This is a genomic window from Arthrobacter sp. Soil764 (genome assembly GCF_001428075.1).
In the GTDB taxonomy this organism is placed as follows: Bacteria; Actinomycetota; Actinomycetes; order Actinomycetales; family Micrococcaceae; genus Arthrobacter.
The window spans coordinates 426,088-446,372 of the sequence record NZ_LMSI01000020.1 but is presented as its reverse complement, the minus strand read 5'-3'; the positions used below and the strand labels follow the sequence as shown (position 1 = coordinate 446,372).

The window sequence follows — 20,285 nt, the reverse complement described above, 5'->3', positions numbered from 1 at the left end:
GACTGTCTGCAGCCATGACTTTTCATATCTCCTATCCCGCCGAGCTGCCGGTTTCCGAGCGCCGCGAGGACCTGATGGCCGCGATCGCCGCCAACCAGGTGACCATCATCGCCGGCGAGACCGGCTCCGGAAAGACCACCCAGATCCCCAAGATGTGCCTGGAACTTGGCCTGGGCGAGAAGGGCCTGATCGGGCACACCCAGCCCCGGCGGCTGGCAGCACGGACCGTGGCCGAGCGCATTGCGGAAGAACTTGGCGTGGACATCGGCCAGGAGGTGGGCTTCCAGGTCCGTTTCACGGGCGAGGTCAGCAAGGCAACCAAGGTCAAGCTGATGACGGACGGCATCCTGCTCGCCGAGATCCAGCGGGACAGGCTGCTGCGCAAGTACAGCACCATCATCATTGACGAGGCACACGAACGAAGCCTCAACATCGACTTCATCCTCGGCTACCTGAAACGGATCCTGCCGCAGCGGCCGGACCTGAAGGTCATCATCACCTCGGCCACCATCGATCCCGAACGGTTCGCCAACCATTTCGGCACGCCGGAAGACCCCGCCCCCATCGTTGAGGTGTCGGGCCGGACCTATCCCGTGGAAATCCGCTACCGCCCCCTGTCCCAGCCGAAGGCAGACGACGACGAAGCCTCGGACGATGAACTCGAGGAGGACCGCGACCCCCTGGACGCCGTCTGCGATGCCGTGGACGAACTCGCGGCGGAGGCGCCCGGCGACATCCTGGTCTTCTTCTCCGGGGAGCGGGAAATCCGCGATGCCGCAGACGCACTGCAGGCCCGTATCCAGTCCAACCGCAGGCTGGCCAACACCGAAATCCTCCCCCTGTTCGCCCGCCTGAGCCTGCAGGAGCAGCACAAGGTGTTCCACCCGGGCGGCAAGCGCCGGATCGTGCTGGCCACCAACGTGGCGGAAACGTCGCTGACGGTCCCCGGCATCAAGTACGTCATCGACACCGGCACCGCCCGCATTTCCCGTTATTCACACCGCACCAAGGTCCAGCGCCTGCCCATTGAACGTGTCTCGCAGGCATCGGCCAACCAGCGTTCCGGCCGCTGCGGCCGTGTGTCTGACGGCATCGCCATCCGCCTCTACTCGGAGGAGGACTTCGAATCCCGTCCCCGCTTCACGGATCCGGAAATCCTGCGCACCAACCTCGCTGCCGTCATCCTCCAGATGACCGCCATGGGCGTGGCGAAAGGCCCCAAGGACGTTGAGGAGTTCCCCTTCGTCGAGCCGCCGGAAACCAGGGCCATCAACGACGGCGTCACCCTCCTTCGCGAGCTGGGCGCCCTGGCTCCCCCACGACCCCAGGGAAAGGGCGGCAGACCCGAGGCAGCCGGCGGCCTCACCGCCGTCGGACAGAAACTCGCCCAGCTGCCCGTCGATCCCCGGCTGGGCCGGATGATCGTGGAGGCCGGGAAACGGGGGTGCGTCCGCGAAGTCATGGTCCTGGCGGCAGCCCTGACCATCCAGGACCCGCGTGAACGGCCCACGGACAAGCAACAGCTGGCCGCGGAGAAGCACAACCGTTTCCGGGACGAGAACTCGGACTTCACGGGCTACCTCAATCTCTGGAACTACCTGCAGGAGAAACAGCAGGAGCTGTCGTCGTCGGCCTTCCGCCGGTTGTGCCGCGCCGAATTCATCAACTACCTGCGCGTGCGGGAATGGCAGGACCTCTTCGCCCAGCTGCGCCAGCTCGCCCGGCCGCTGGGGATCTCCCTGGACAACAAGCGCCTGGCCGATCCCGTGGGCAACCACGACGGCATCCACATCAGCCTGCTTTCCGGGCTGCTCAGCCACATCGGAATCCTGGACGAGCGCAAGCGCGAATATGCCGGCGCCCGCGGCAGCCGGTTCGCGATCTTCCCGGGCTCCGCGTTGTTCAAGAAGTCCCCTACGTTCGTCATGGCAGCGGAGCTGGTGGAAACCAGCCGGCTGTGGGCCCGGGTGGCCGCGAAATTCGATCCCCTGTGGGCCGAGCAGGTGGCGCCGGACCTGGTGAAGCGCAGCTACAGTGAACCGCACTGGTCCACCCGGCAGGGCGCCGTGATGGCCTACGAAAAGGTCACCCTCTACGGCGTTCCCATCATCGCCCAGCGGCGGATCAACTACGGCAGGGTGGACCCGGTAGTGGCCCGGGAACTGTTCATCCGCCACGCACTGGTGGAGGGTGACTGGAAGACCCACCACAAGTTCTTCCACCGCAACCGGGCGCTGCTGCACGAAGTGGAGGAACTCGAGGCACGGATGCGCCGCCGCGGCCTGCTGGTGGACGACGAGACGCTGTTCGAGTTCTACGACGCCAGGATCGGCCCCGACGTGGTGTCCGAACGGCACTTCGACAAATGGTGGAAGGATGCCCGCCGGGAGAACCCCGACCTCCTGGACTACGACAAGTCGATGCTGATCAGCGACGATGCCGACGACCTGGATGAATCGGCGTACCCAAAAACCTGGCTGCACAAGGGTTTCGAGCTTCCCCTGACGTACGAGTTCCACCCCGTGGCCCCGGGATCGCCGCCCAATCCGTCCGACGGCGTCACGGCAGAAGTTCCGGTCCTGTTCCTCAACCAGCTGGATGACGCTCCGTTCCGCTGGCTGATCCCGGGCCAGCGCGTGGAGCTGGTGACGGCGCTGATCAAGTCGCTGCCCAAGCAGATCCGGAAGAATTTCGTTCCTGCCCCCGATGTTGCCCGGCAGGCCGTGGCCTTGCTGGAATCGGACTTCGATCCGGCCAAGGATGAACTGGAACCGTCGCTCGAGCTCACGCTGCGGCGTATCCGCGGCGCCATCATCCTGCCCGGTTCCTGGAACTGGGATGCCGTGCCTCCGCACCTGCGCGTGAGTTTCAAGGTGGTGGACAGCAAGGGCAAGGTCCTTGGCGAGGGAAAGGACCTTGCGGAACTCCAGGAGAGGCTGGCCCCCGCCACCCGGCGTGCCATTGCCGAATCGCTTGGCGCCACCCCGGCCTCCGCTGCGCCCGGCGCCGGTGGCAAGGGGCAGCGCGGGAACGGCAAGGCGCCCGACGCCGGGGCACCCGTACGGCAGCAGGCGGCCGGGGTGCCGGGAGCCGCCGCCGCGGCCGGGTTCGTAGAGCAGGAGGGCCTGAAGGAATGGACCTTCGGCACCGTCGAGCGCCAGGTAAGCAGCATGGTCAAAGGCCACACTGTTACCGGCTACCCTGCGCTGGTGGACAAGGGCACCTCAGTGTCGCTGCGGGTCTTCCAGACCCAGGAGGAACAGCTCGACGCGATGCGCGGCGGTGTGATCCGCCTGTTGGCCCTGCGGGTTCCGGCACCGGACCGCTATGTCCTGGAGCATTTGAGCAACACGGAAAAGCTCACCTTCAGCCAGAACCCGCACGGCTCGGTGTCCGCCCTGATTGCCGACTGCGCGCTGGCGGCCATCGACAAGCTGACGCCCGCGGACCTTCCGTGGGACCGGAAGGCCTTTGACCAGCTCTATGAGGTGGTGCGCGCCGAACTGATCGACACCGTCTTCACGGTCACCGCCGTGGTGGAGCGCATCCTGGCCAGCACCCGCCGGATCGAAAAGCAGCTCAAGGGCACCACCAGCCTGGCCCTGATCAGCGCGCTGAACGACATCAAGAGCCAGCTGGAGCAGCTGGTGTATCCGGGTTTTGTGGCACGGACGGGCTACGCGCAGCTCAGCCAGCTGCCCAGGTACCTGGCGGCCATCGAGAAACGGCTGGAACGCCTGCCTGGCAACGTCCAGCGCGACGCCCTCAACATGGCTGTGGTCCAGCGGCTTGAGGACGATTATGACCATGCCGTCTCGGCGCTCCTGCCGGGACGCCGTGCAGGACGGGAGTTAACCCAGGTGCGCTGGATGATCGAGGAGCTCCGGGTAAGCCTGTTCACCGTCGAGCTCGGCACCGCCTATTCGGTATCCGAAAAGCGGATCCGCGCCGTGCTCAACAAAGCACTGGCCCCCGCCTAGCGGCGGCCACCAATGAGAGGAATCGAATGAAGCTCACGCTTGCCCAGGGCCCGGCAGGGACCGAGATTGCCGGCCTCGGCCACGCCCAGCCCTCGCGCATCATGGACAACCATGAGCTCGAAGGCATGATGGAGACGAGCGATGAGTGGATCCGCCAGCGCACCGGCATCGTCACACGGCGCATCGCCGGCGAGGGCGAGACCGTGGTGGACCTTGCCATTCCCGCGGCCCGGATGGCACTGGCAGATTCGGGCGTCCCGGCCGGGGATATCGACCTCGTCGTGGTGGCCACCACCACGGCCGCCGAACGCTCCCCCAACACCGCCGGCCGCGTGGCTGATGCGCTGCGATTGGGTCGGGACGGGCGCGGCCCGGGAATCATGGACGTCAACACGGCCTGCTCGGGTTTTGAATACGCCCTTGGCGTGGCGGACCAGGCCATCCGCAGCGGAAGCGCGTCCCACGCGATCGTGGTCGGGGCAGAAACCCTGTCGGCGGTGACTGACTGGACGGACCGCGCAACCGCCGTACTCACCGCCGACGGCGCCGGCGCCGCCGTCGTACGCCCTTCGGAGACGCCCCGGATCGGTCCGGTGGTGTGGGGTTCGGAGGGCGGCATGGCCGATGCTGTCCGGATCTCTCCGCCCTCGGGAAGGTTTTCGCAGAACGGGCGCGAGGTATTGCGCTGGGCCCTGACCAAGGCGCCGGAACGTGCCCGCGAAACGGTGGCGAAGGCCGGGCTGACACTGGACGACATCCAGGTCCTGGCCGCGCACCAGGCCAACCTCCGCATCATCGAACCCCTCGCGGAGGCACTGGGGCTCTCGGACCGGATTGTCATCACCGATGTCACCGAGTCGGGGAACACCTCCGCCGCCAGCGTGCCGCTCGGCCTGAGCAAATGGTGGCACTCCGGGCGGATCCCCGCGGACGTCCCAGCACTGCTGTTCGGCTTCGGCGGCGGCTTCACCTACGCCGGCATGGTGGCGATGACCCCGCGCCGGGACTGATGTCCCGGCTCGCCTGACTTATCCCTGGCTGCCGGGTACGAACTCCCCGTACCCGGCGGCGCGGAGGCCTTCGCGCAGCTTTTCCGCGTTGGCCTCCAGGACGGCGGGGTCCGGGTTCTGGTCCGCGGAGCCAAAGTCGAAATCGGCCATGCTTTGCGACGGCCATACATGGACATGCAGGTGGTTGACTTCGTAGCCCGCCACGATCAGGCCCGCCCGCCGTGCCCCGAAGATATCCACCTGGACCGCACCGATGCGCCGCGCCACCTCCATGACTTTCGCAAGGGTTTCCGGCGACGCGTCCGTCCAGCGGTCCACTTCCTCCGTGGGGACCACCAGCGTGTGGCCGTCGGCGAGCGGGCCGGTGGTGAGGAACGCCGAAACGTCGTCCTCGCGCCACACAAACCGGCCCGGAATCTCACCGTTAATGATCTTCGTGAACAAGGTGCTCATGCGTCTGCCTCCTCGGCGGCTGTGTGCAGTGTGCCGGTATCCAGCACGAACCGGTACTTTACGTCTCCTGCGACCATCCGGTCGTAAGCTTCATTCAGCCTGCCGGCGGACACCACCTCGATGTCGGCCACCACGCCGTGCTCAGCACAGAAATCCAGCATCTCCTGGGTTTCAGCGATACCGCCGATCAGGGATCCCGCGTAGGCGATCCTGCGGCGGATCAGGGCACCCGGGTTGACCGGGGGCATGGCTTCGGAGGGCAGCCCCAGCTGGAACAATGCCCCGTCCACCCGAAGGGTGCGGAAGAAGGGGTTCAGGTCGTGCGGGGCGGCAACCGTATCGATGATGAGGTCCACCGTGCGGTCCGCGGCCGCCATGGCAGCTTCATCGCGGGACAGGACAACCTGGTCCGCGCCCAACTCCAGCGCAGCTGCCACCTTGGACTCCGACGTGGTGAACACCACCACCTTCGCTCCCATCGCCTTTGCGAGCTTGACGGCCATGTGGCCAAGCCCGCCAAGTCCGACGACGCCCACCACGTCCCCTTCCCCGGCGTCGAAATGCCGCAGCGGCGAGAAGGTGGTGACGCCGGCGCACAGCAGGGGCGCGACGGCGGCCGGGTCCAGTGACGCCGGGACGCGGAGGACGTAGCGGCGGTCCACCACGATGGAAGAGGAATATCCACCCTGGGTGATGACATCGCCGTCCCGCCGGTCCTTCGCGCCGTAGGTGCCGGTCATCCCGTTTTCGCAATACTGCTCCAGGCCGTCAAGGCAGCTGTCGCATTCACGGCAGGAGTCCACCATGCAGCCCACACCCACCCGGTCGCCCACGGCAAAGCGGGTAACGTCAGAACCCACCCTGCTGACGGTTCCCACGATTTCGTGGCCGGGAACCAGCGGGTACGACTGGCCGCCCCATTCTCCGCGGGTGGCGTGCACATCGGAGTGGCAGAGCCCGCAGAACTCGATCGCGATTTCCACATCATTCGGCTTGGGTGCCCGCCGGGCCACGGTCAGCGGCACCAGGCCACTGTCCCGGGAGACTGCACCGTAAGCGGCGGCACGCACCCCGGTGTGTTCCGTGGGTTTGGCAGGGCTTATAGGTTTGGCGAGGGGCGGAGGTACGGGGCGTCCTGGTGTCATAGTGCGACCGTACCCCCGCCGCCGGCGGAGTTTCCAACCGGCCCTCCGCGGTCCCGGGTCCCGGCCGCCATGGCACCTGGTTCCGGTCCGGTGGCCACCGGCAGTTCGGGCCGGTTGGACCACTCCGAAAATGAGCCGGGGTACAGCGCGGCCGGGATCCCCGCGAGTTCCAGCGCAGCCACCTCATGGGCTGCCGTCACGCCGGAACCGCAGTAGACGGCCACGGGCCGGCCGGCCGAGACGCCCAGGGATTCGAACCGCCGCCGAAGCTCCGCGCGCGAAAGGAACCGGCCGCCGTCGTCAACGTTCCCCGTCGTGGGGGCACTCAACGCGCCGGGAATATGGCCGGCCCGGGGATCAACCGGCTCAACGTCGCCCCGGTACCTTTCCCCTGCCCTGGCATCGAGCAGCAGGCCATGGCGCGGCCAGGCGGCGGCAGCCCCGGCGTCGACCACCGGCATGTGCCCGGTGCCCAACTCCACGTCACCCGGGGCGGGATGGACGGGGCCCCCTTCCACGGGCAGGGCTGCGGCACGCCACGCGCCCAGGCCGCCGTCGAGCAGGTAAACCTCGTCAAGGCCGGCATCGCGGAGCATCCACCACACCCTGGCGGCTGCCATGTTTGCACTGTCATCGTAGGCGACCACCACATCGCCCTTCCTGATGCCCCAGCCCCTGGCGGCTTCCTGGAACTGTCCGGCGGACGGCAGGGGATGCCGTCCCCGGTCCGGGACCGCCGGATCCGAAAGCTCGGAAGCCAGGTCCACGAACACCGCGCCCGGCAGATGCCCGGCGAGATAGTGGTCGCGGCCGTGGGGATCACCCAGCACCCAGCGCACATCCAGCAGCACCGTGCGGTGCCCGGCGGCGAGCCTGGCCTCCAGGGCGGGAACGTCCATCAAGGGCTTCATCGGTGCTCCTTCCATTGCATGGGGCGGCCGAGGCGGAAACGCCATGCCGTGACGGCCAACGGTCCCACTCTAGACGGGCTGCTCCCGGTGCCGCGGGTAGGCTGGACTGGTGACGATCGAGGGCAGCACCGGCAGGAACCATGACGGCTCGGACCGGGACTGGGCCGACCATGCCATCCGGACCATCAAGGCCGAAAACAACCGCTCGGCGGACACCCACCTGTACTCCGTGCCGCTGCCGGAACAGTGGGGCATCCAGCTGTACCTGAAGGACGAATCCACCCACCGCTCCGGCAGCCTGAAGCACCGGCTGGCCAGGTCCCTGTTCCTGTTCGGCCTGGTCAACGGCTGGATCCGGGCGCACACTACCATCGTGGAGGCCTCGAGCGGCAGCACGGCGGTCTCGGAGGCCTACTTCGCCCAGCTGCTGGGGCTCCCCTTTGTTGCCGTGATGGCACGCACCACCAGCCCGGAAAAGATCGCGCTGATCGAAAAATTCGGCGGCTCCTGCCTGCTGGTGGAGAACGCCTCGGATGTCTATGCCACGGCGGAGGAAGTGGCTGCCACCTGCAACGGGCATTACATGGACCAGTTCACGTTCGCGGAGCGGGCCACGGACTGGCGCGGGAACAACAACATCGCCGAATCCATCTTCGGCCAGCTCAGCCTGGAGCAGCACCCGGTGCCGGAATGGATCGTGGTGGGCGCCGGCACGGGTGGAACCAGTGCCACGATCGGCCGGTACCTGCGCTACCACAGCCATGCAACCCGGCTGCTGGTGGTTGATCCGGAGAACTCGGCGTTCTATCCAGGCTGGCTGGGGGAAACAGCCGGACGGCCCACCGGCCCCTCGCGCATCGAAGGCATTGGGCGGGCCCGGATGGAGCCGAGCTTCATCCCCTCGGTGATCGACCGCATGGTCCAGGTCCCGGATGCCGCCTCGATCGCCGCCATGCGGCACCTGGACTCCTTCGCCGGGCTGCACGCGGGTCCATCCACTGGCACCAACCTGTGGGGAGTTTGGCAGACAGTGGCGCAGATGCTGTCAGAGGGCCGCCGGGGCAGCATCGTCTCATTGATGTGCGACGGCGGCGAACGGTATGCGGGGACCTACTGGAACCAGGACTGGCTGGCTTCCAAGGGGTTGGATCCCGCGCCGTACGAGGCAGTGATTTCGCGCTTCCTGGACACCGGGGAGTGGACCGGCGCTCCTGCCTAAACCTCAACGGATTCGCGGGCGGCCAGGTGCCTGTATTCGGTACCGTACTTGGCGCCGATCCGCTTGACGTGGCCTTCAACGATGCCCAGGCCGTTCTCGTTAAGCAGCCCGTCATGAATCTGGAACGCGCGCGGCGCCCGCACCCCAATCACGAAATCCACCACCTCGGCGGACTTGCTCCACGGCGCGTGCAGCGGGACCAGGAGCGTCCGGACCGGGGTTCCGTCCGGGATGACGAACGAGTCTCCCGGGTGGTAGACGTTCCCGTCCACCAGGAAACCGATGTTCGCCACCACGGGGATCTGCGGGTGGATCAGGGCATGCTGGCCGCCGAAGCTGCGGATATCGAAGCCCGCTGCCTGGAAGGACTGGCCGGGTTCCACCGTGTGGATGCGGTCTGCCGCAGCCGGAGCTTCCCCACGCAGTTGTTTGGCGACACCGTCGGGGGCGTACAGTGCCAGGCCTTCGTCTTCGATGAGGGCGGCCACCACGGCCTTTGTGTCGATGTGGTCCGGGTGTTCGTGGGTCACCAGGACCGCCTGCGCCCCGGACAGCGCCTCGGCTGATTCGGAGAAGGTGCCGGGATCCAGGACCAGGACGCTGCCTTCCTTCTCGAGCCGGATGCAGGCGTGGGTGTATTTGGTCAGCTTCATAGCGCCAGCCTAGGGTCCGCCCAGGAATCGTGTCCACGGCCCCTGTCCCTAAGCCCTGCCCTTGAAGCTCCGGCTGGTAATCTTGGTGTTTGCCCCCCACGGAAGCGAGTTCGTCCATGCCGATCGGCGTCAAGGCTGATTCCGCCGCCCCATCCCCGGCAGGAGGCGGCAGGGAACAGCGCGTAACCAAGCAGCGCAAGGCCGTCAGTGCGGCGCTGGACCACCTGGACGACTTCGTCAGCACGCAGGAGCTGTACCGGATCCTGCAGAACCAGGGCGTGTCCGTGTCACTGGCCACTGCCTACCGGATCCTGCAGTCGCTCGCCGACGAAGGGCTGGTGGATGTGCTCCGCAACGGCGACGGCGAGGCGGTGTACCGGCGCTGCGCCGTCACTGCCCACCATCACCACCTGCTGTGCAGGAATTGCGGGAAGGCGGTGGAAGTGGAAGCACCCGCTGTTGAAACGTGGGCAGTGCGCACGGCCGCCGAGCATGGGTTCACCGAGGTGGACCACACGGTGGAGATCTTTGGCCTGTGCCCGGACTGCACCGCCCTTAAGGCCGCCGGGAAGCTGTAAGGACCCGCCCGTTGATGCCGCGGGCGTCGCGCACCGAGCTGATGGCGCGGCACACGACGTAGATCAGGAATGACAGCGTGGTGACGTAGGGGCTGATGGGAATCCGTCCGCCCAATGCCAGCAGGATTCCGCCCACGGTTGCACTCACCGCGAAGACGACGCTGAGGACCACTGCCGCTACCGGCGTGGACGTGACCCGCAGCGCCGCGGCGGCAGGCGTAATCAGCAGGGCAAGCACCAGCAGGGCGCCAACCACCTGGATGGACAACGCCACACTGACGCCCAGGACCAGCATGAACACGATTCCCAGCGTGCGGACCGGGACTCCCCGCGCCTCGGCGAGCTCGGGATCCACGCTGGCGAAGTTCAGCGGCCGCCAGATGGCCAGCAGCACGAGCATCACCACGACGGCGGTCCCGGCGAGGGCCTGGAGCTGGACGGTATCCACGGAGACGATCTGCCCCGTGAGGAGCCCGAACTTGTTCGCAGCGCGGCCTTGGTACAGGGACAGGAACAGGATTCCGAGGCCCAGGCCGAACGGCATGATCACGCCGATGGTGGAGTTCCTGTCCCTGGCCCTGACTCCCATCAGGCCCAGCAGCAGTGCTGCGGCCACTGATCCGATGAGCGAGCCGAACACCACGTCCGTGCCGACCAGCAGGGCGAAGGCGGCCCCCGCGAAGGAAAGTTCGGAAATGCCGTGGACCGCGAAGGCAAGGTCCCGCTTCATGACGAATGTGCCCACCAGGCCGCCAAGGAGCCCCAGGATGGCGCCCGCCCAGATGGAGTTCTGGACCAGCACCAGCAGTTCGCCGTAGTTGTCGAAGTTGAAGATGGCCCCGAGGATGCTGTCGGCGTCCACTACGCGGCCTCCCCTGCCAGGGCGTCGGCCTCGGCGTGGTGGTGGGTGGTGGCGTCGGGCAGGCCAACGACGACGATCCGCCCGTTGGCGTGGATCACCTCTACCTGGGTGCCGTACAGGTCGGAGAGCACTTCAGTGGTCATGACCTCTTCCGGTGTCCCCACCCGGAACCGTCCCCCTGCCAGGTACAGGACCCGGTCGACGTAGTCGATGATGGGGTTGATTTCGTGGGTAACGAAGACAACAGCGCTGTTGTGCTCACGGCTTTGTTTGTTGATCAGGGCGCTGACTGCCTGCTGGTGGTGCAGGTCAAGGGACAGCAGCGGTTCGTCGCAGAGCAGGACCTGGGGGTCCGTCGCCAGCGCCTGCGCCACCCGCAGCCGCTGCTGTTCGCCGCCGGAGAGCTGGCCAACCGGAACCTTGGCGTAGTCGGAGGCGCCCACCAGCTCCAGGAGCTGGTCCACCCTCCGGTTTGTCCTGCCCGCCGACAGCCGGACGCCCCAGCGGTGCCCATCGACGCCCAGCGCTACCAGGTCGCGGGCACGCATGGGTGTGTCCTGCGGAAAGGACTTTTGCTGGGGAATGTAGCCAATCAGGCTGCTGCCGCGTTCCACGGGCCGTCCGCCCAGGGACGCCTTTCCGGAGTGCAGCTTCTGCAGGCCCAGGAGGACTTTCAGGAAACTGGTTTTGCCGCTGCCGTTGGGACCCAGCACGGCGAAGAACTCACCGGGCCTGATCTCCAGGTCCAGGTCCTCCCAGAGCGTGCGCTGACCGAACTTGAGGCACGCCCCTTCGAGGCTGACGACGGATTTCACCTGTTTGACTCCAGAATTTTGCTGACGTTGTTCACATTGTCCGTCATCCACTGCAGGTAGGTCTTGCCCTCCGGCAGGGTTTCGGTGAAGTCCACCACCGGAACGCCTGCAGCTTCGGCCGCTTTCTTCAGTGTTTCCGTCTGCGGGCCTTCGGTCTGCGCGTTGTAGGCCAGCAGCCGCACCGTCCTGGACTCCACCACGTCGGTGGCTTCCTTCATGGCGGCGGGAGGCACGTCCGTGCCCTCCTCGATCGCGGCAGTGTACTGCTCCGGCGTGGCGTTCTCCAGGCCCGCATCTTCGAGCAGGTACAGCGGGACGGGCTCGGTGACCGCAACCTGGCCTCCGGCCGCCGCGCCTTTCGCGGCCTCCAGCTTGCTGTGCAGTCCGGAGAGGGAAGACTTGAAGGCGTCGGCATTGGCAGTGAATGTGGCAGCGGAACCAGGATCCAGCATGCCGAGTTTCTCCGCCACACTGTCGGCCACGCGTTCCATGGCCGGCAGGCTGTACCAGACGTGCTCGTTGAAGTCGCCGTGGTCGTGCCCGTCCTGCCCCTCCGCCGCGGGCGGGGTTGCCGCCGGTGCCTCCTCTTCCGGGTGGGCAAGGCCGGAGATTTCGACGGCGGTCAGCACGGAGCCGCTGCCGAGCTTGCTGCTCTCCACGAGGGTATGGAGGAAATCGTCGTAGCCGCCGCCGTTTTCGATGACCAGTTGCGCTTTGGAGACGGTCAGGCGGTCCTGCGCGGTTGCCTCGTAGGAGTGCGGATCCTGGCCGGCGCTGTTGATGATCGCGGTGACGTTGACCTTGTCCCCGCCTATGGTCCTGGCGATGTCGCCGTAGACATTGGTTGAGGCCACGACGTTGATCCCCTGCGCGGAAGCCGGCGTCCCGGACTGTTGCGGGCTGCAGGCAGTCAGCAACAGCCCGAGTCCGGTCAGGGCGGCAAGGAAAGAGCTGGCGGCGGCTGTACGGCGCACGGAAAACCTCAGTTCATGCAGATGGGGAGGACGACAGTGCAAGCCTATACCTAAATGCGAATGATTCCTATTTAGGTCCGCTGCCGTTCGGCTGACCCAGGCGCCGGATCCCGGTGGCCTGCGTCGCATCGCGGATTTCGCCGACGAGCTGTTCAATGACGTCCTCCAGGAAGAGCACCCCCCGGGTCCTGCCGTCCGGGCCAATCACGCGGGCCAAGTGGGATCCCGTTCGCTGCATGACGGACATCGCCTTTTCGATCTCGTCCCCCAGCGCCAGGTTGGCCAGCGACCGGATGCGGCTCTCGGCAATCGGCAATTCGTAGGCAGACTCCGGAATGGACAGCACATCCTTGACGTGGAGGTAGCCGTAGAGCATGTCCTCGTCATCCAGCATGGGAAACCGCGAGAACCCCGTACGGCTGACGGTTTTTTCAAACTCCACCGGAGTGGTGGAGGCCCCCAGCATGACCAGGTTTTCGAGCGGCACCATGATGTCCTCCGCCGTGTGCTCCGAGAACTCGAGCGCACCGGTGATAAGCCCGGCGTCGTCGTCCACCAGCCCGTGGCGTGTGGACTCCTGGACGATCGACTGAACCTCCTCCAGGGTGAAGGAGGACGTCACCTCGTCCTTTGGCTCGATCCGCATCAGTTTGAGGATGTGGTTGGCCGACCAGTTGAGGACGGAAATCACCGGGTGGACCAGCCGCGAGATGAACAGCAGGGGCGGGGCCAGGACCAGTGCCGCCTTGTCCGCCACGGACACCGAAATGTTCTTGGGCACCATCTCGCCGAAGGTGACGTGCAGGAAGGTCACCAGCATCAGGGCAACGGCGAAGGCCGCAACGTCCGCGGCTTCCGCCGGCAGGCCCACCGCCTCCATGGGGGCGGCAAGCAGGTGGTGGATTGCCGGCTCGGCCACCAGCAGGATCAGCAGCGAACACACGGTGATGCCCAGCTGCGCGCAGGCCAGCATCAACGACACGTTCTCCATGGCGCGCAGGGTGGTCTGGGCGCGCTTGGACCCGGCATCGGCCAAAGGCTCGATCTGGCTCCGCCGCGCGGACATGATGGCGAATTCAGCGCCCACGAAAAAGGCGTTGCCCAGAAGGAGGAAGCCCAGCCAGAGTATTCCGGCCCAGTCGCTCATGGCTTGCTCCTGTCATTGGCGTCCTGCGCGGCGGGTTGTTCCGTGGGGTGGAAGCAGATGCGGTCGATCCTGCGGCCGTCCATCCTGGTGACGCTCAGGGTTCCGCCGCCCACGTCGACGGCGTCACCCACCACGGCGATCCTGCCGAGCTTGCTCATGACATAGCCACCCACGGTCTCGTAGGCTGCTTCATCCGGAACACTCAATCCCGGAATCTGTTCTGACAACTCATCCGGGCGGAGGAGTCCGGGGAAGTACCAGTCGCCGGAGGCGCTTTGCAGGAGTCCGGGACGGACCCTGTCGTGTTCGTCCGCCACCTCGCCCACGATTTCCTCCACGAGGTCCTCGAGGGTGGCGATGCCTGCCGTGCCGCCGTATTCATCGAGCACGACTGCCAGCTGGAGGTTTCCCTCCCTCAGCTCGGCCAGCAGGGCATCAAGATGGATGGTCTCGGGCACCCGCAGCACCTCGGTCATAATGGCACCGGCTTCAAGGTTGCGGCGCCGTTCCCACGGCACAGCAACGGCCTTCTTGACATGCACCAGGCCACGGATGTCATCGGCGGAATCACCTATGACGGGGAACCGGGAGTATCCGGTCCTCCGTGCTGCATCGACCACATCGGAGACCGGCTGGTCCGCGTCGATCGTCTCAAGCCGGATGCGCGGCGTCATGACGTCAGCGGCCGTCCGGGTCGAGAAATTAAGGGTGCGGGCGATGAAGTTGGCGGTTCCGGCGTCGAGCGTCCCCATCGCCGCAGACCTGCGGACCAGCGAGGCAAGCTCTGCAGGAGTCCGCGCTCCGGAGATTTCCTCCTTGGCTTCCAGCCCGAAGATGTGCAGGACCTTGTTGGAAAAGCCGTTGAGGACCAGGATGGCGGGCTTGAAGATGGCCGTGAAAACCAGCTGTGGCCCGGCAAGTGCCCGGCCCACGGGAAACGCCAGCGCAATTGCCATGTTCTTGGGCACCAGTTCGCCCAGGAGCATGGACAGCAGTGTCGCCACCACCATCGCCAGGACCAGCGAGATGGACTGCACCGCCACGGCCGGAAGTCCGACGGCGGCCAGCGGCGCCTCGAGCAGGTGGCCTACCGAGGGTTCCATGACATACCCGGTGAGCAGCGTGGTCAAGGTGATGCCCAGCTGGCAGCTTGAGAGCTGCGTTGACAGCGACTTAAGGCAGGCGAGCAAAGGAGCGGCGCCGGCATCGCCGTCGTCAATGGCGCGCTGGACAGTGGATTGATCGAGGGCGATGAGGGAGAACTCGACGGCAACGAAGAATCCGGTGCCGGCGATCAGCAGCAAGCCTGCTGCCAGGAGGAGCCACTCCATTCAGCATCCCGCCTGGAGTGCCGAAAGGGGCCTAAGGGCAGTCAAAGGGAGAGGGGAAAAGCTGTTTCGGCCCGGCGGAGGATGGTCGGCGGATCGCGATGACCGTTCCGTGCAGGCCGCGGCAAGCTGGGCCGTTGGCTGGTGATGGGCGCGTTGTCGGGGTTTGCCGGCTCTGGGGGCGGACTGCGCGGCGCTTCTCGTGGAGCTCCGCTGACAGCGCCCAGGCCGGCACCTAGATTTACTGTCCATAAGACTTATCAGTCTACAGGAGCGGCCCCCTCCCCTGATGCGCGGCAGGGTGTCCGGGACCGGGACGTTTTCCGGTCCCCAAGCGCTCCCCGGGGCTGCCGGTAAGGCATGGACGTCGCCCCGGAACTACCGTCCCCGAGTTCATATTGGGATGCTTTTTTAGCCCTGCATTTAGCCCCGCGAACGTCACTTCATGATTTGGGTCACCCTTATTGGCAGTTAACACAAGATGCTCACTAGACTTGCAAAGGGTCTGGGTTCAGAGGACGCAGAGACTGGTTCGATCGCAGTGCTGAAGCACCGGGGGGCCAAAGAGAAATCAAACTCATGGAAGAGGCGTATTTCAAGTGCCAGAGCAGCCAAGCCACCGTCTACCAGAGGAATTTGGCGGGAACGAGTGGCTCGTTGACGAACTGTACGAGCAGTACCAAAAGGACAAGAACGCTGTGGACGCCAAATGGTGGCCGCTGTTTGAATCCTTCGACTCGGGTAACGGTTCTTCCAACAACGGGAATTCCGCTCATGCTGCCAACCCTCCCACCCGGGAACTTCCCGTGGTGAAGCCGGCACCCGCTGCGTCGGCACCGTCGCCGGCCGCAGCCCCTGCCGCTCCCCCGGCCGCCCCGGCGCCTGCCGCTCCGGCAGCGGCCCCGGCACCTGTAAAGAAGGCCCCCGCCACGGAAGCACGCGACGGCGGCAAGAAGACCGAAGCAGGAACCGGCTCGCAGCCAATTCCTGCGCAGCTGCCCAAGAACGTCAAGGCTCCCACCGCGCCGGAGGAGGACGTCGTCTCCGTCCTCCGCGGACCGGCCAAGGCCATCGCCACCAACATGGTCACCAGCCTTGAGGTGCCCACCGCAACCAGCGTCCGCGCGATTCCCGCCAAGCTGCTGATCGACAACCGCGTGGTCATCAACTCCAACCTCGCCCGCGCCCGCGGCGGCAAGGTTTCCTTCACGCACCTCATTGGCTATGCAGTGATCCGCGCGCTGTCCCAGTTCCCGTCGATGAACGTCTACTACGACGAGGTGGACGGCAAGCCCGTCGCAGTCCAGCCGGCACACGTCAACTTCGGCATCGCCATCGACATGCCCAAGCCCGACGGCACCCGCCTGCTCATGGTCCCGAACATCAAGAAGGCAGAGACCCTCAATTTCGCCGAGTTCTGGCACACGTACGAGGACCTCATCAAGCGCGCCCGCAACGGCAAGCTCACCGCCGAGGACCACCAGGGCACCACCGTGTCCCTGACCAACCCCGGCGGCATCGGCACCGTGCACTCGGTGCCGCGCCTGTCCAAGGGCCAGGCCGCCATCATCGGCGTCGGCGCGCTTGACTACCCCGCCGAGTTCCAGGGCGCCAGCGAAAAGATCATCGCGCAGAACGCCATCAGCAAGGTCCTCACCCTGACCTCGACCTACGACCACCGCGTCATCCAGGGCGCCGGCAGCGGCGAGTTCCTCAAGCTGGTGCACCAGCTGCTGCTCGGTGCGCAGAACTTCTACGACGAGATCTTCGAAGCCCTGCGCATCCCCTACGAGCCCGTGCGCTGGAGCCCGGACCTGCAGGTGGATCCGGCCGATGAGATCAACAAGGTGGCCCGGATCCAGCAGCTGATCCACTCCTTCCGCGTGCGCGGACACCTCATGGCGGATACCGATCCGCTGGAGTACGTCCAGCGCAAGCACCCGGATCTCGACGTCCTCACCTACGGGCTGACCCTCTGGGACCTGGACCGCGAATGGCCCACGGGCGGCTTCGGCGGCAAGCCGATGCTGAAGTTCCGCGACATCCTCGGAGTCCTGCGCGACGCCTACTGCCGCACCACCGGCATCGAATACATGCACATCCAGGAGCCTGCCGAGCGCAAATGGTTCCAGGACCAGCTGGAGCACCCCTACTCCAAGCCAAGCCGTGAAGAGCAGCTGCGCATTGTCTCCAAGCTGAACGCGGCCGAGGCCTTCGAGACCTTCCTGCAGACCAAGTTCGTTGGGCAGAAGCGCTTCTCGCTGGAAGGCGGCGAGTCCCTGATCCCGCTGCTGGACGCCATCATGTCCGATGCCGCCGACGACGGCCTGGACGAAGTTGCCATCGGCATGGCCCACCGCGGCCGGCTCAACGTCCTGACCAACATCGCCGGCAAGACCTACGCCCAGGTCTTCCGGGAATTCGAAGGCACGCAGGATCCGCGCTCCGTCCAGGGCTCCGGTGACGTCAAGTACCACCTGGGCACCGAGGGCACGTTCACGTCGGACAACGGCAAGGAGACCAAGGTCTACCTCGCCGCCAACCCGTCCCACCTGGAAGCCGTGGACTCCGTCCTCGAAGGCATTGTCAGGGCCAAGCAGGACCGGCTGGACCAGGGCCAATCGTTCCCCGTCCTGCCCATCATGGTCCACGGCGACGCTGCCTTCGCCGGCCAGGGCGTGGTGGCGGAAACGCTCAACCTTTCCCAGCTGCGCGGCTACCGCACCGGCGGAACCATCCACATCGTGGTCAACAACCAGGTCGGCTTCACCACCGCCCCTTCGTCATCGCGCTCGTCCACGTACTCCACCGACGTTGCCAAGATGATCCAGGCACCGGTCTTCCACGTGAACGGCGACGACCCCGAGGCCGTTGTCCGCATTGGCCAGCTTGCCTACGAATTCCGCCAGCGCTTCCACAAGGACGTCGTCATCGACATGGTGTGCTACCGCCGCCGTGGCCACAACGAGGGCGACGACCCCTCGATGACCCAGCCGCTGATGTACAACCTGATCGAGGCCAAGCGCTCCGTCCGCAAGCTGTACACCGAGTCGCTGATCGGCCGTGGGGATATCACCGAGGAAGAAGCCGAGCAGCTGCTCCGCGACTACCAGGAACGGCTGGAGCGGGTCTTTGCCGAGACCCACGCCGCCCAGACTTCCCCGATCCCGATCGTCACCGCGGATTCCGCCGCCGTGTCCGATATCGAGCGGCCCATGGCACAGCAGTCCGATTCCAGCGTCAGCGCTCCGGCCTCCACGGCCATCAGCGCCGAGACCCTGGCCCGGATCGGCAAGGCACACGTCGAGATCCCCGAGGGCTTCACGGTCCACCCGAAGCTGAAGCAGCTGCTGGAGAAGCGCGAGCAGATGTCCCGCCAGGGCGGCATCGACTGGGGCTTCGGCGAAATCGCGGCGTTCGGCTCCCTGATCATGGAAGGCGTGCCCGTACGCCTCGCCGGCCAGGACTCGCGCCGCGGCACGTTCGTGCAGCGCCACGCTGTCTTCCACGACCGCGCCAATGGCAAGGAATGGCTGCCGCTGGGCAACCTTTCCGACGACCAGGCCAAGCTGTGGATCTACGACTCGCTGCTGTCCGAATACGCTGCCATGGGCTTCGAGTACGGCTACTCCGTGGAGCGCCCGGACGCCCTGGTCCTCTGGGAAGCCCAGTTCGGCGACTTCGTCAACGGTGCGCAGACCATCATCGACGAATTCATCTCCTCTGCCGAGCAGAAGTGGGGCCAGCGTTCTTCCTTGGTCCTGATGCTTCCGCACGGCTACGAAGGCCAGGGACCTGACCACTCCTCGGCGAGGATCGAGCGTTTCCTGCAGCTGTGTGCAGAAGACAACATGATCGTGGCCAACCCCACCACGGCGGCCTCGCACTTCCACCTGCTGCGCCGCCAGGCGTACAACCGCCCGCGGAAGCCGCTGATCATCTTCACGCCCAAGCAGCTGCTGCGCCTGAAGGCTGCCGCGTCGTCCGTGGAGGATTTCACCAACGGCACCTTCCGCCCCGTCATCGGTGAGCATGAGCAGCTGCCGGCGACCGCCGTCGAACGCGTCCTCCTGGTGTCCGGCCGCCTGTACTACGATCTCCTGTCCACCCGGCAGAAGACCGGCGACAAGACCACCGCCATCATCCGCGTGGAGCAGCTCTACCCGCTGCCGCATGAGGAGATCGCGGCTGAACTCGCCAAGTACCCCAACGCCGAGGTTGTCTGGGCCCAGGATGAGCCTGCCAACCAGGGCCCCTGGCCGTTCATCGGCCTGAACCTGCCGGAAATCCTCGACCGCCGCGTGCGCCTGGTGTCCCGGCCGGCATCCGCCTCCACGGCTGCCGGTTCCATGAAGCGGCACGCCGCGGAACAGGATGTCCTGCTGAAGCAGGCATTTGCACGGAAGTAAGCAGTAAGGCTGCCCGGCCGGAGTCTAAATACCAGACTCCGGCCGGGCAGTTCTGTTTAATGGATGAACAGCGCCGCCCCGTACCTCCGCAGCCGCGGCGGCGACGATGCAGCGGCCGTACCGAAGCAAACCCGTACCGAAGTAAAGAGGAACGCGTGGAAGACAGGAAGCTGCGGATCGCAGCTGTAGGAGACGAACTGCTGGCCGGACTGGGCGATCCCAGGGCGCTTGGCTGGCTGGGCCGCGTCCTGGCCCGCACTCCCCAGGACGGCATGCTCCTGGAAAGCTACTCCCTCCCCTGTCCGCAGGAAGGTACGGAGGGGCTGGCCGCGCGGTGGCTGGATGAAGCCGGCCGGCGCTTCAGCGCCCAGGCGGAGAACAGGCTGGTCATCGGCCTGTCCGGACGGGACATCGAGTTTGGCCTCTCCACAGCACGGAGCAGGCTGAACCTGGCCAACATCCTGGACTCGGCCTCCCAGAACCGGATCGAGGTTTTCGTTGTGGGGCCGCCGCCCACACTTGACCCAGCGCAGAACCGGCGGCTTGACGAACTGAACACCGCCTTCGCTGACGTCACCACCCGCCGCAAGCACCTCTACGTCGACACGTTCTCGCCGTTGCTGAACCATGAACAGTGGCGCCAGGACCTCGCGGCCAACGGCGGTACGCCCGGCCAGGCGGGGTATGGCCTCATGGCATGGCTGGTGCTGCACCGCGGCTGGTTCCAGTGGCTCCGCCTGGATGCGCCCCAGTAACCCCTTTCGGGATACCTTGACCACACCTTCCGGCGGCATTACGTTG

Annotated in this window: 15 protein-coding genes; 6 read left to right on the top strand and 9 right to left on the bottom strand. The window is 66.1% G+C overall.

All coding sequences use genetic code 11. The features are described 5' to 3' along the window. Positions 1-14 precede the first annotated feature (14 nt). Positions 15-3,980, top strand: coding sequence for an ATP-dependent RNA helicase HrpA (hrpA, locus tag ASG86_RS13410; protein WP_056335020.1), 3,966 nt, complete (start codon positions 15-17; stop codon positions 3,978-3,980). A gap of 26 nt (positions 3,981-4,006) precedes the next feature. Then, entirely contained in the window at positions 4,007-4,990 is a 984-nt protein-coding gene (locus ASG86_RS13405) for a beta-ketoacyl-ACP synthase III (protein WP_056335017.1), read from the top strand. Positions 4,991-5,008: 18 nt separating this feature from the next. Here ASG86_RS13405 and ASG86_RS13400 read toward each other — a convergent pair whose 3' ends face one another. The 3 genes from ASG86_RS13400 to ASG86_RS13390 are packed head-to-tail and all read right to left on the bottom strand — an operon-like array spanning position 5,009 to position 7,499. Continuing rightward, the gene (locus ASG86_RS13400; protein ID WP_056335015.1) at positions 5,009-5,443 is read right to left on the bottom strand and encodes an HIT family protein; all 435 of its coding nucleotides are present in this window, start codon (positions 5,441-5,443) and stop codon (positions 5,009-5,011) included. Continuing rightward, a complete protein-coding gene (locus tag ASG86_RS13395; protein WP_056335012.1) occupies positions 5,440-6,588 on the bottom strand; it encodes an NAD(P)-dependent alcohol dehydrogenase in 1,149 nt (382 codons plus the stop codon). The genes ASG86_RS13400 and ASG86_RS13395 overlap by 4 nt, the downstream gene beginning before the upstream one ends. Beyond that, the gene (locus tag ASG86_RS13390) at positions 6,585-7,499 is read right to left on the bottom strand and encodes a sulfurtransferase (protein WP_056335009.1); all 915 of its coding nucleotides are present in this window, start codon (positions 7,497-7,499) and stop codon (positions 6,585-6,587) included. Before ASG86_RS13390 ends, ASG86_RS13395 begins: the two co-directional genes overlap by 4 nt. Before the next feature lie 109 nt (positions 7,500-7,608). On the opposite strand from ASG86_RS13390, the gene ASG86_RS13385 reads away from it, so the two are divergent. Further along, on the top strand, positions 7,609-8,718 hold the full coding sequence (locus ASG86_RS13385; protein WP_056335006.1) for a PLP-dependent cysteine synthase family protein: 1,110 nt from the start codon (positions 7,609-7,611) through the stop codon (positions 8,716-8,718). Here ASG86_RS13385 and ASG86_RS13380 read toward each other — a convergent pair. Next, positions 8,715-9,371 (bottom strand): MBL fold metallo-hydrolase, encoded by a 657-nt coding sequence (locus tag ASG86_RS13380; RefSeq protein ID WP_056335004.1) that lies wholly within the window; start codon positions 9,369-9,371, stop codon positions 8,715-8,717. The genes ASG86_RS13385 and ASG86_RS13380 overlap by 4 nt on opposite strands. Positions 9,372-9,487: 116 nt before the next feature. Between ASG86_RS13380 and ASG86_RS13375 the strand changes: the two genes are divergently transcribed. Beyond that, positions 9,488-9,949: a Fur family transcriptional regulator gene (locus ASG86_RS13375; RefSeq protein ID WP_018768436.1), complete on the top strand. Its 462-nt coding sequence runs from the start codon at positions 9,488-9,490 to the stop codon at positions 9,947-9,949. Here the strand turns inward: ASG86_RS13375 and ASG86_RS13370 are convergent. From ASG86_RS13370 to ASG86_RS13350, 5 genes are all read right to left on the bottom strand, one after another. Continuing rightward, positions 9,927-10,811 carry a metal ABC transporter permease gene (locus ASG86_RS13370; protein ID WP_056335001.1) on the bottom strand — a complete coding sequence of 295 codons (885 nt, stop codon included), beginning with the start codon at positions 10,809-10,811 and terminating at the stop codon, positions 9,927-9,929. The two genes, ASG86_RS13375 and ASG86_RS13370, sit on opposite strands and share 23 nt — an antisense overlap. Next, entirely contained in the window at positions 10,811-11,626 is an 816-nt protein-coding gene (locus tag ASG86_RS13365) for a metal ABC transporter ATP-binding protein (RefSeq protein WP_056334998.1), read from the bottom strand. The genes ASG86_RS13370 and ASG86_RS13365 overlap by 1 nt, the downstream gene beginning before the upstream one ends. Further along, the gene (locus ASG86_RS13360) at positions 11,623-12,600 is read right to left on the bottom strand and encodes a metal ABC transporter solute-binding protein, Zn/Mn family (RefSeq protein ID WP_056334995.1); all 978 of its coding nucleotides are present in this window, start codon (positions 12,598-12,600) and stop codon (positions 11,623-11,625) included. The genes ASG86_RS13365 and ASG86_RS13360 overlap by 4 nt, the downstream gene beginning before the upstream one ends. A gap of 67 nt (positions 12,601-12,667) precedes the next feature. After that, positions 12,668-13,747 carry a hemolysin family protein gene (locus tag ASG86_RS13355; RefSeq protein ID WP_056334992.1) on the bottom strand — a complete coding sequence of 360 codons (1,080 nt, stop codon included), beginning with the start codon at positions 13,745-13,747 and terminating at the stop codon, positions 12,668-12,670. Next, the gene (locus ASG86_RS13350) at positions 13,744-15,078 is read right to left on the bottom strand and encodes a hemolysin family protein (RefSeq protein WP_056334989.1); all 1,335 of its coding nucleotides are present in this window, start codon (positions 15,076-15,078) and stop codon (positions 13,744-13,746) included. The genes ASG86_RS13355 and ASG86_RS13350 overlap by 4 nt, the downstream gene beginning before the upstream one ends. A 596-nt stretch (positions 15,079-15,674) precedes the next feature. Between ASG86_RS13350 and ASG86_RS13345 the strand changes: the two genes are divergently transcribed. Both ASG86_RS13345 and ASG86_RS13340 read left to right on the top strand, forming a co-directional pair. After that, entirely contained in the window at positions 15,675-19,484 is a 3,810-nt protein-coding gene (locus ASG86_RS13345; RefSeq protein ID WP_056334987.1) for a multifunctional oxoglutarate decarboxylase/oxoglutarate dehydrogenase thiamine pyrophosphate-binding subunit/dihydrolipoyllysine-residue succinyltransferase subunit, read from the top strand. Between the two features lie 155 nt (positions 19,485-19,639). Then, positions 19,640-20,239 carry a GDSL-type esterase/lipase family protein gene (locus tag ASG86_RS13340; protein WP_056334984.1) on the top strand — a complete coding sequence of 200 codons (600 nt, stop codon included), beginning with the start codon at positions 19,640-19,642 and terminating at the stop codon, positions 20,237-20,239. The last annotated feature ends 46 nt before the right edge of the window (positions 20,240-20,285 follow it).

Bases quoted from the DNA above. Each gene is read 5' to 3' on its own strand.
- ASG86_RS13380 (WP_056335004.1), bottom strand. From the start codon at position 9,371: ATGAAGCTGACCAAATACACCCACGCCTGCATCCGGCTCGAGAAGGAA.
- ASG86_RS13390 (WP_056335009.1), bottom strand. From the start codon at position 7,499: ATGAAGCCCTTGATGGACGTTCCCGCCCTGGAGGCCAGGCTCGCCGCC.
- ASG86_RS13375 (WP_018768436.1), top strand. From the start codon at position 9,488: ATGCCGATCGGCGTCAAGGCTGATTCCGCCGCCCCATCCCCGGCAGGA.
- ASG86_RS13350 (WP_056334989.1), bottom strand. From the start codon at position 15,078: ATGGAGTGGCTCCTCCTGGCAGCAGGCTTGCTGCTGATCGCCGGCACC.
- hrpA (WP_056335020.1), top strand. From the start codon at position 15: ATGACTTTTCATATCTCCTATCCCGCCGAGCTGCCGGTTTCCGAGCGC.
- ASG86_RS13395 (WP_056335012.1), bottom strand. From the start codon at position 6,588: ATGACACCAGGACGCCCCGTACCTCCGCCCCTCGCCAAACCTATAAGC.
- ASG86_RS13405 (WP_056335017.1), top strand. From the start codon at position 4,007: ATGAAGCTCACGCTTGCCCAGGGCCCGGCAGGGACCGAGATTGCCGGC.
- ASG86_RS13355 (WP_056334992.1), bottom strand. From the start codon at position 13,747: ATGAGCGACTGGGCCGGAATACTCTGGCTGGGCTTCCTCCTTCTGGGC.
- ASG86_RS13400 (WP_056335015.1), bottom strand. From the start codon at position 5,443: ATGAGCACCTTGTTCACGAAGATCATTAACGGTGAGATTCCGGGCCGG.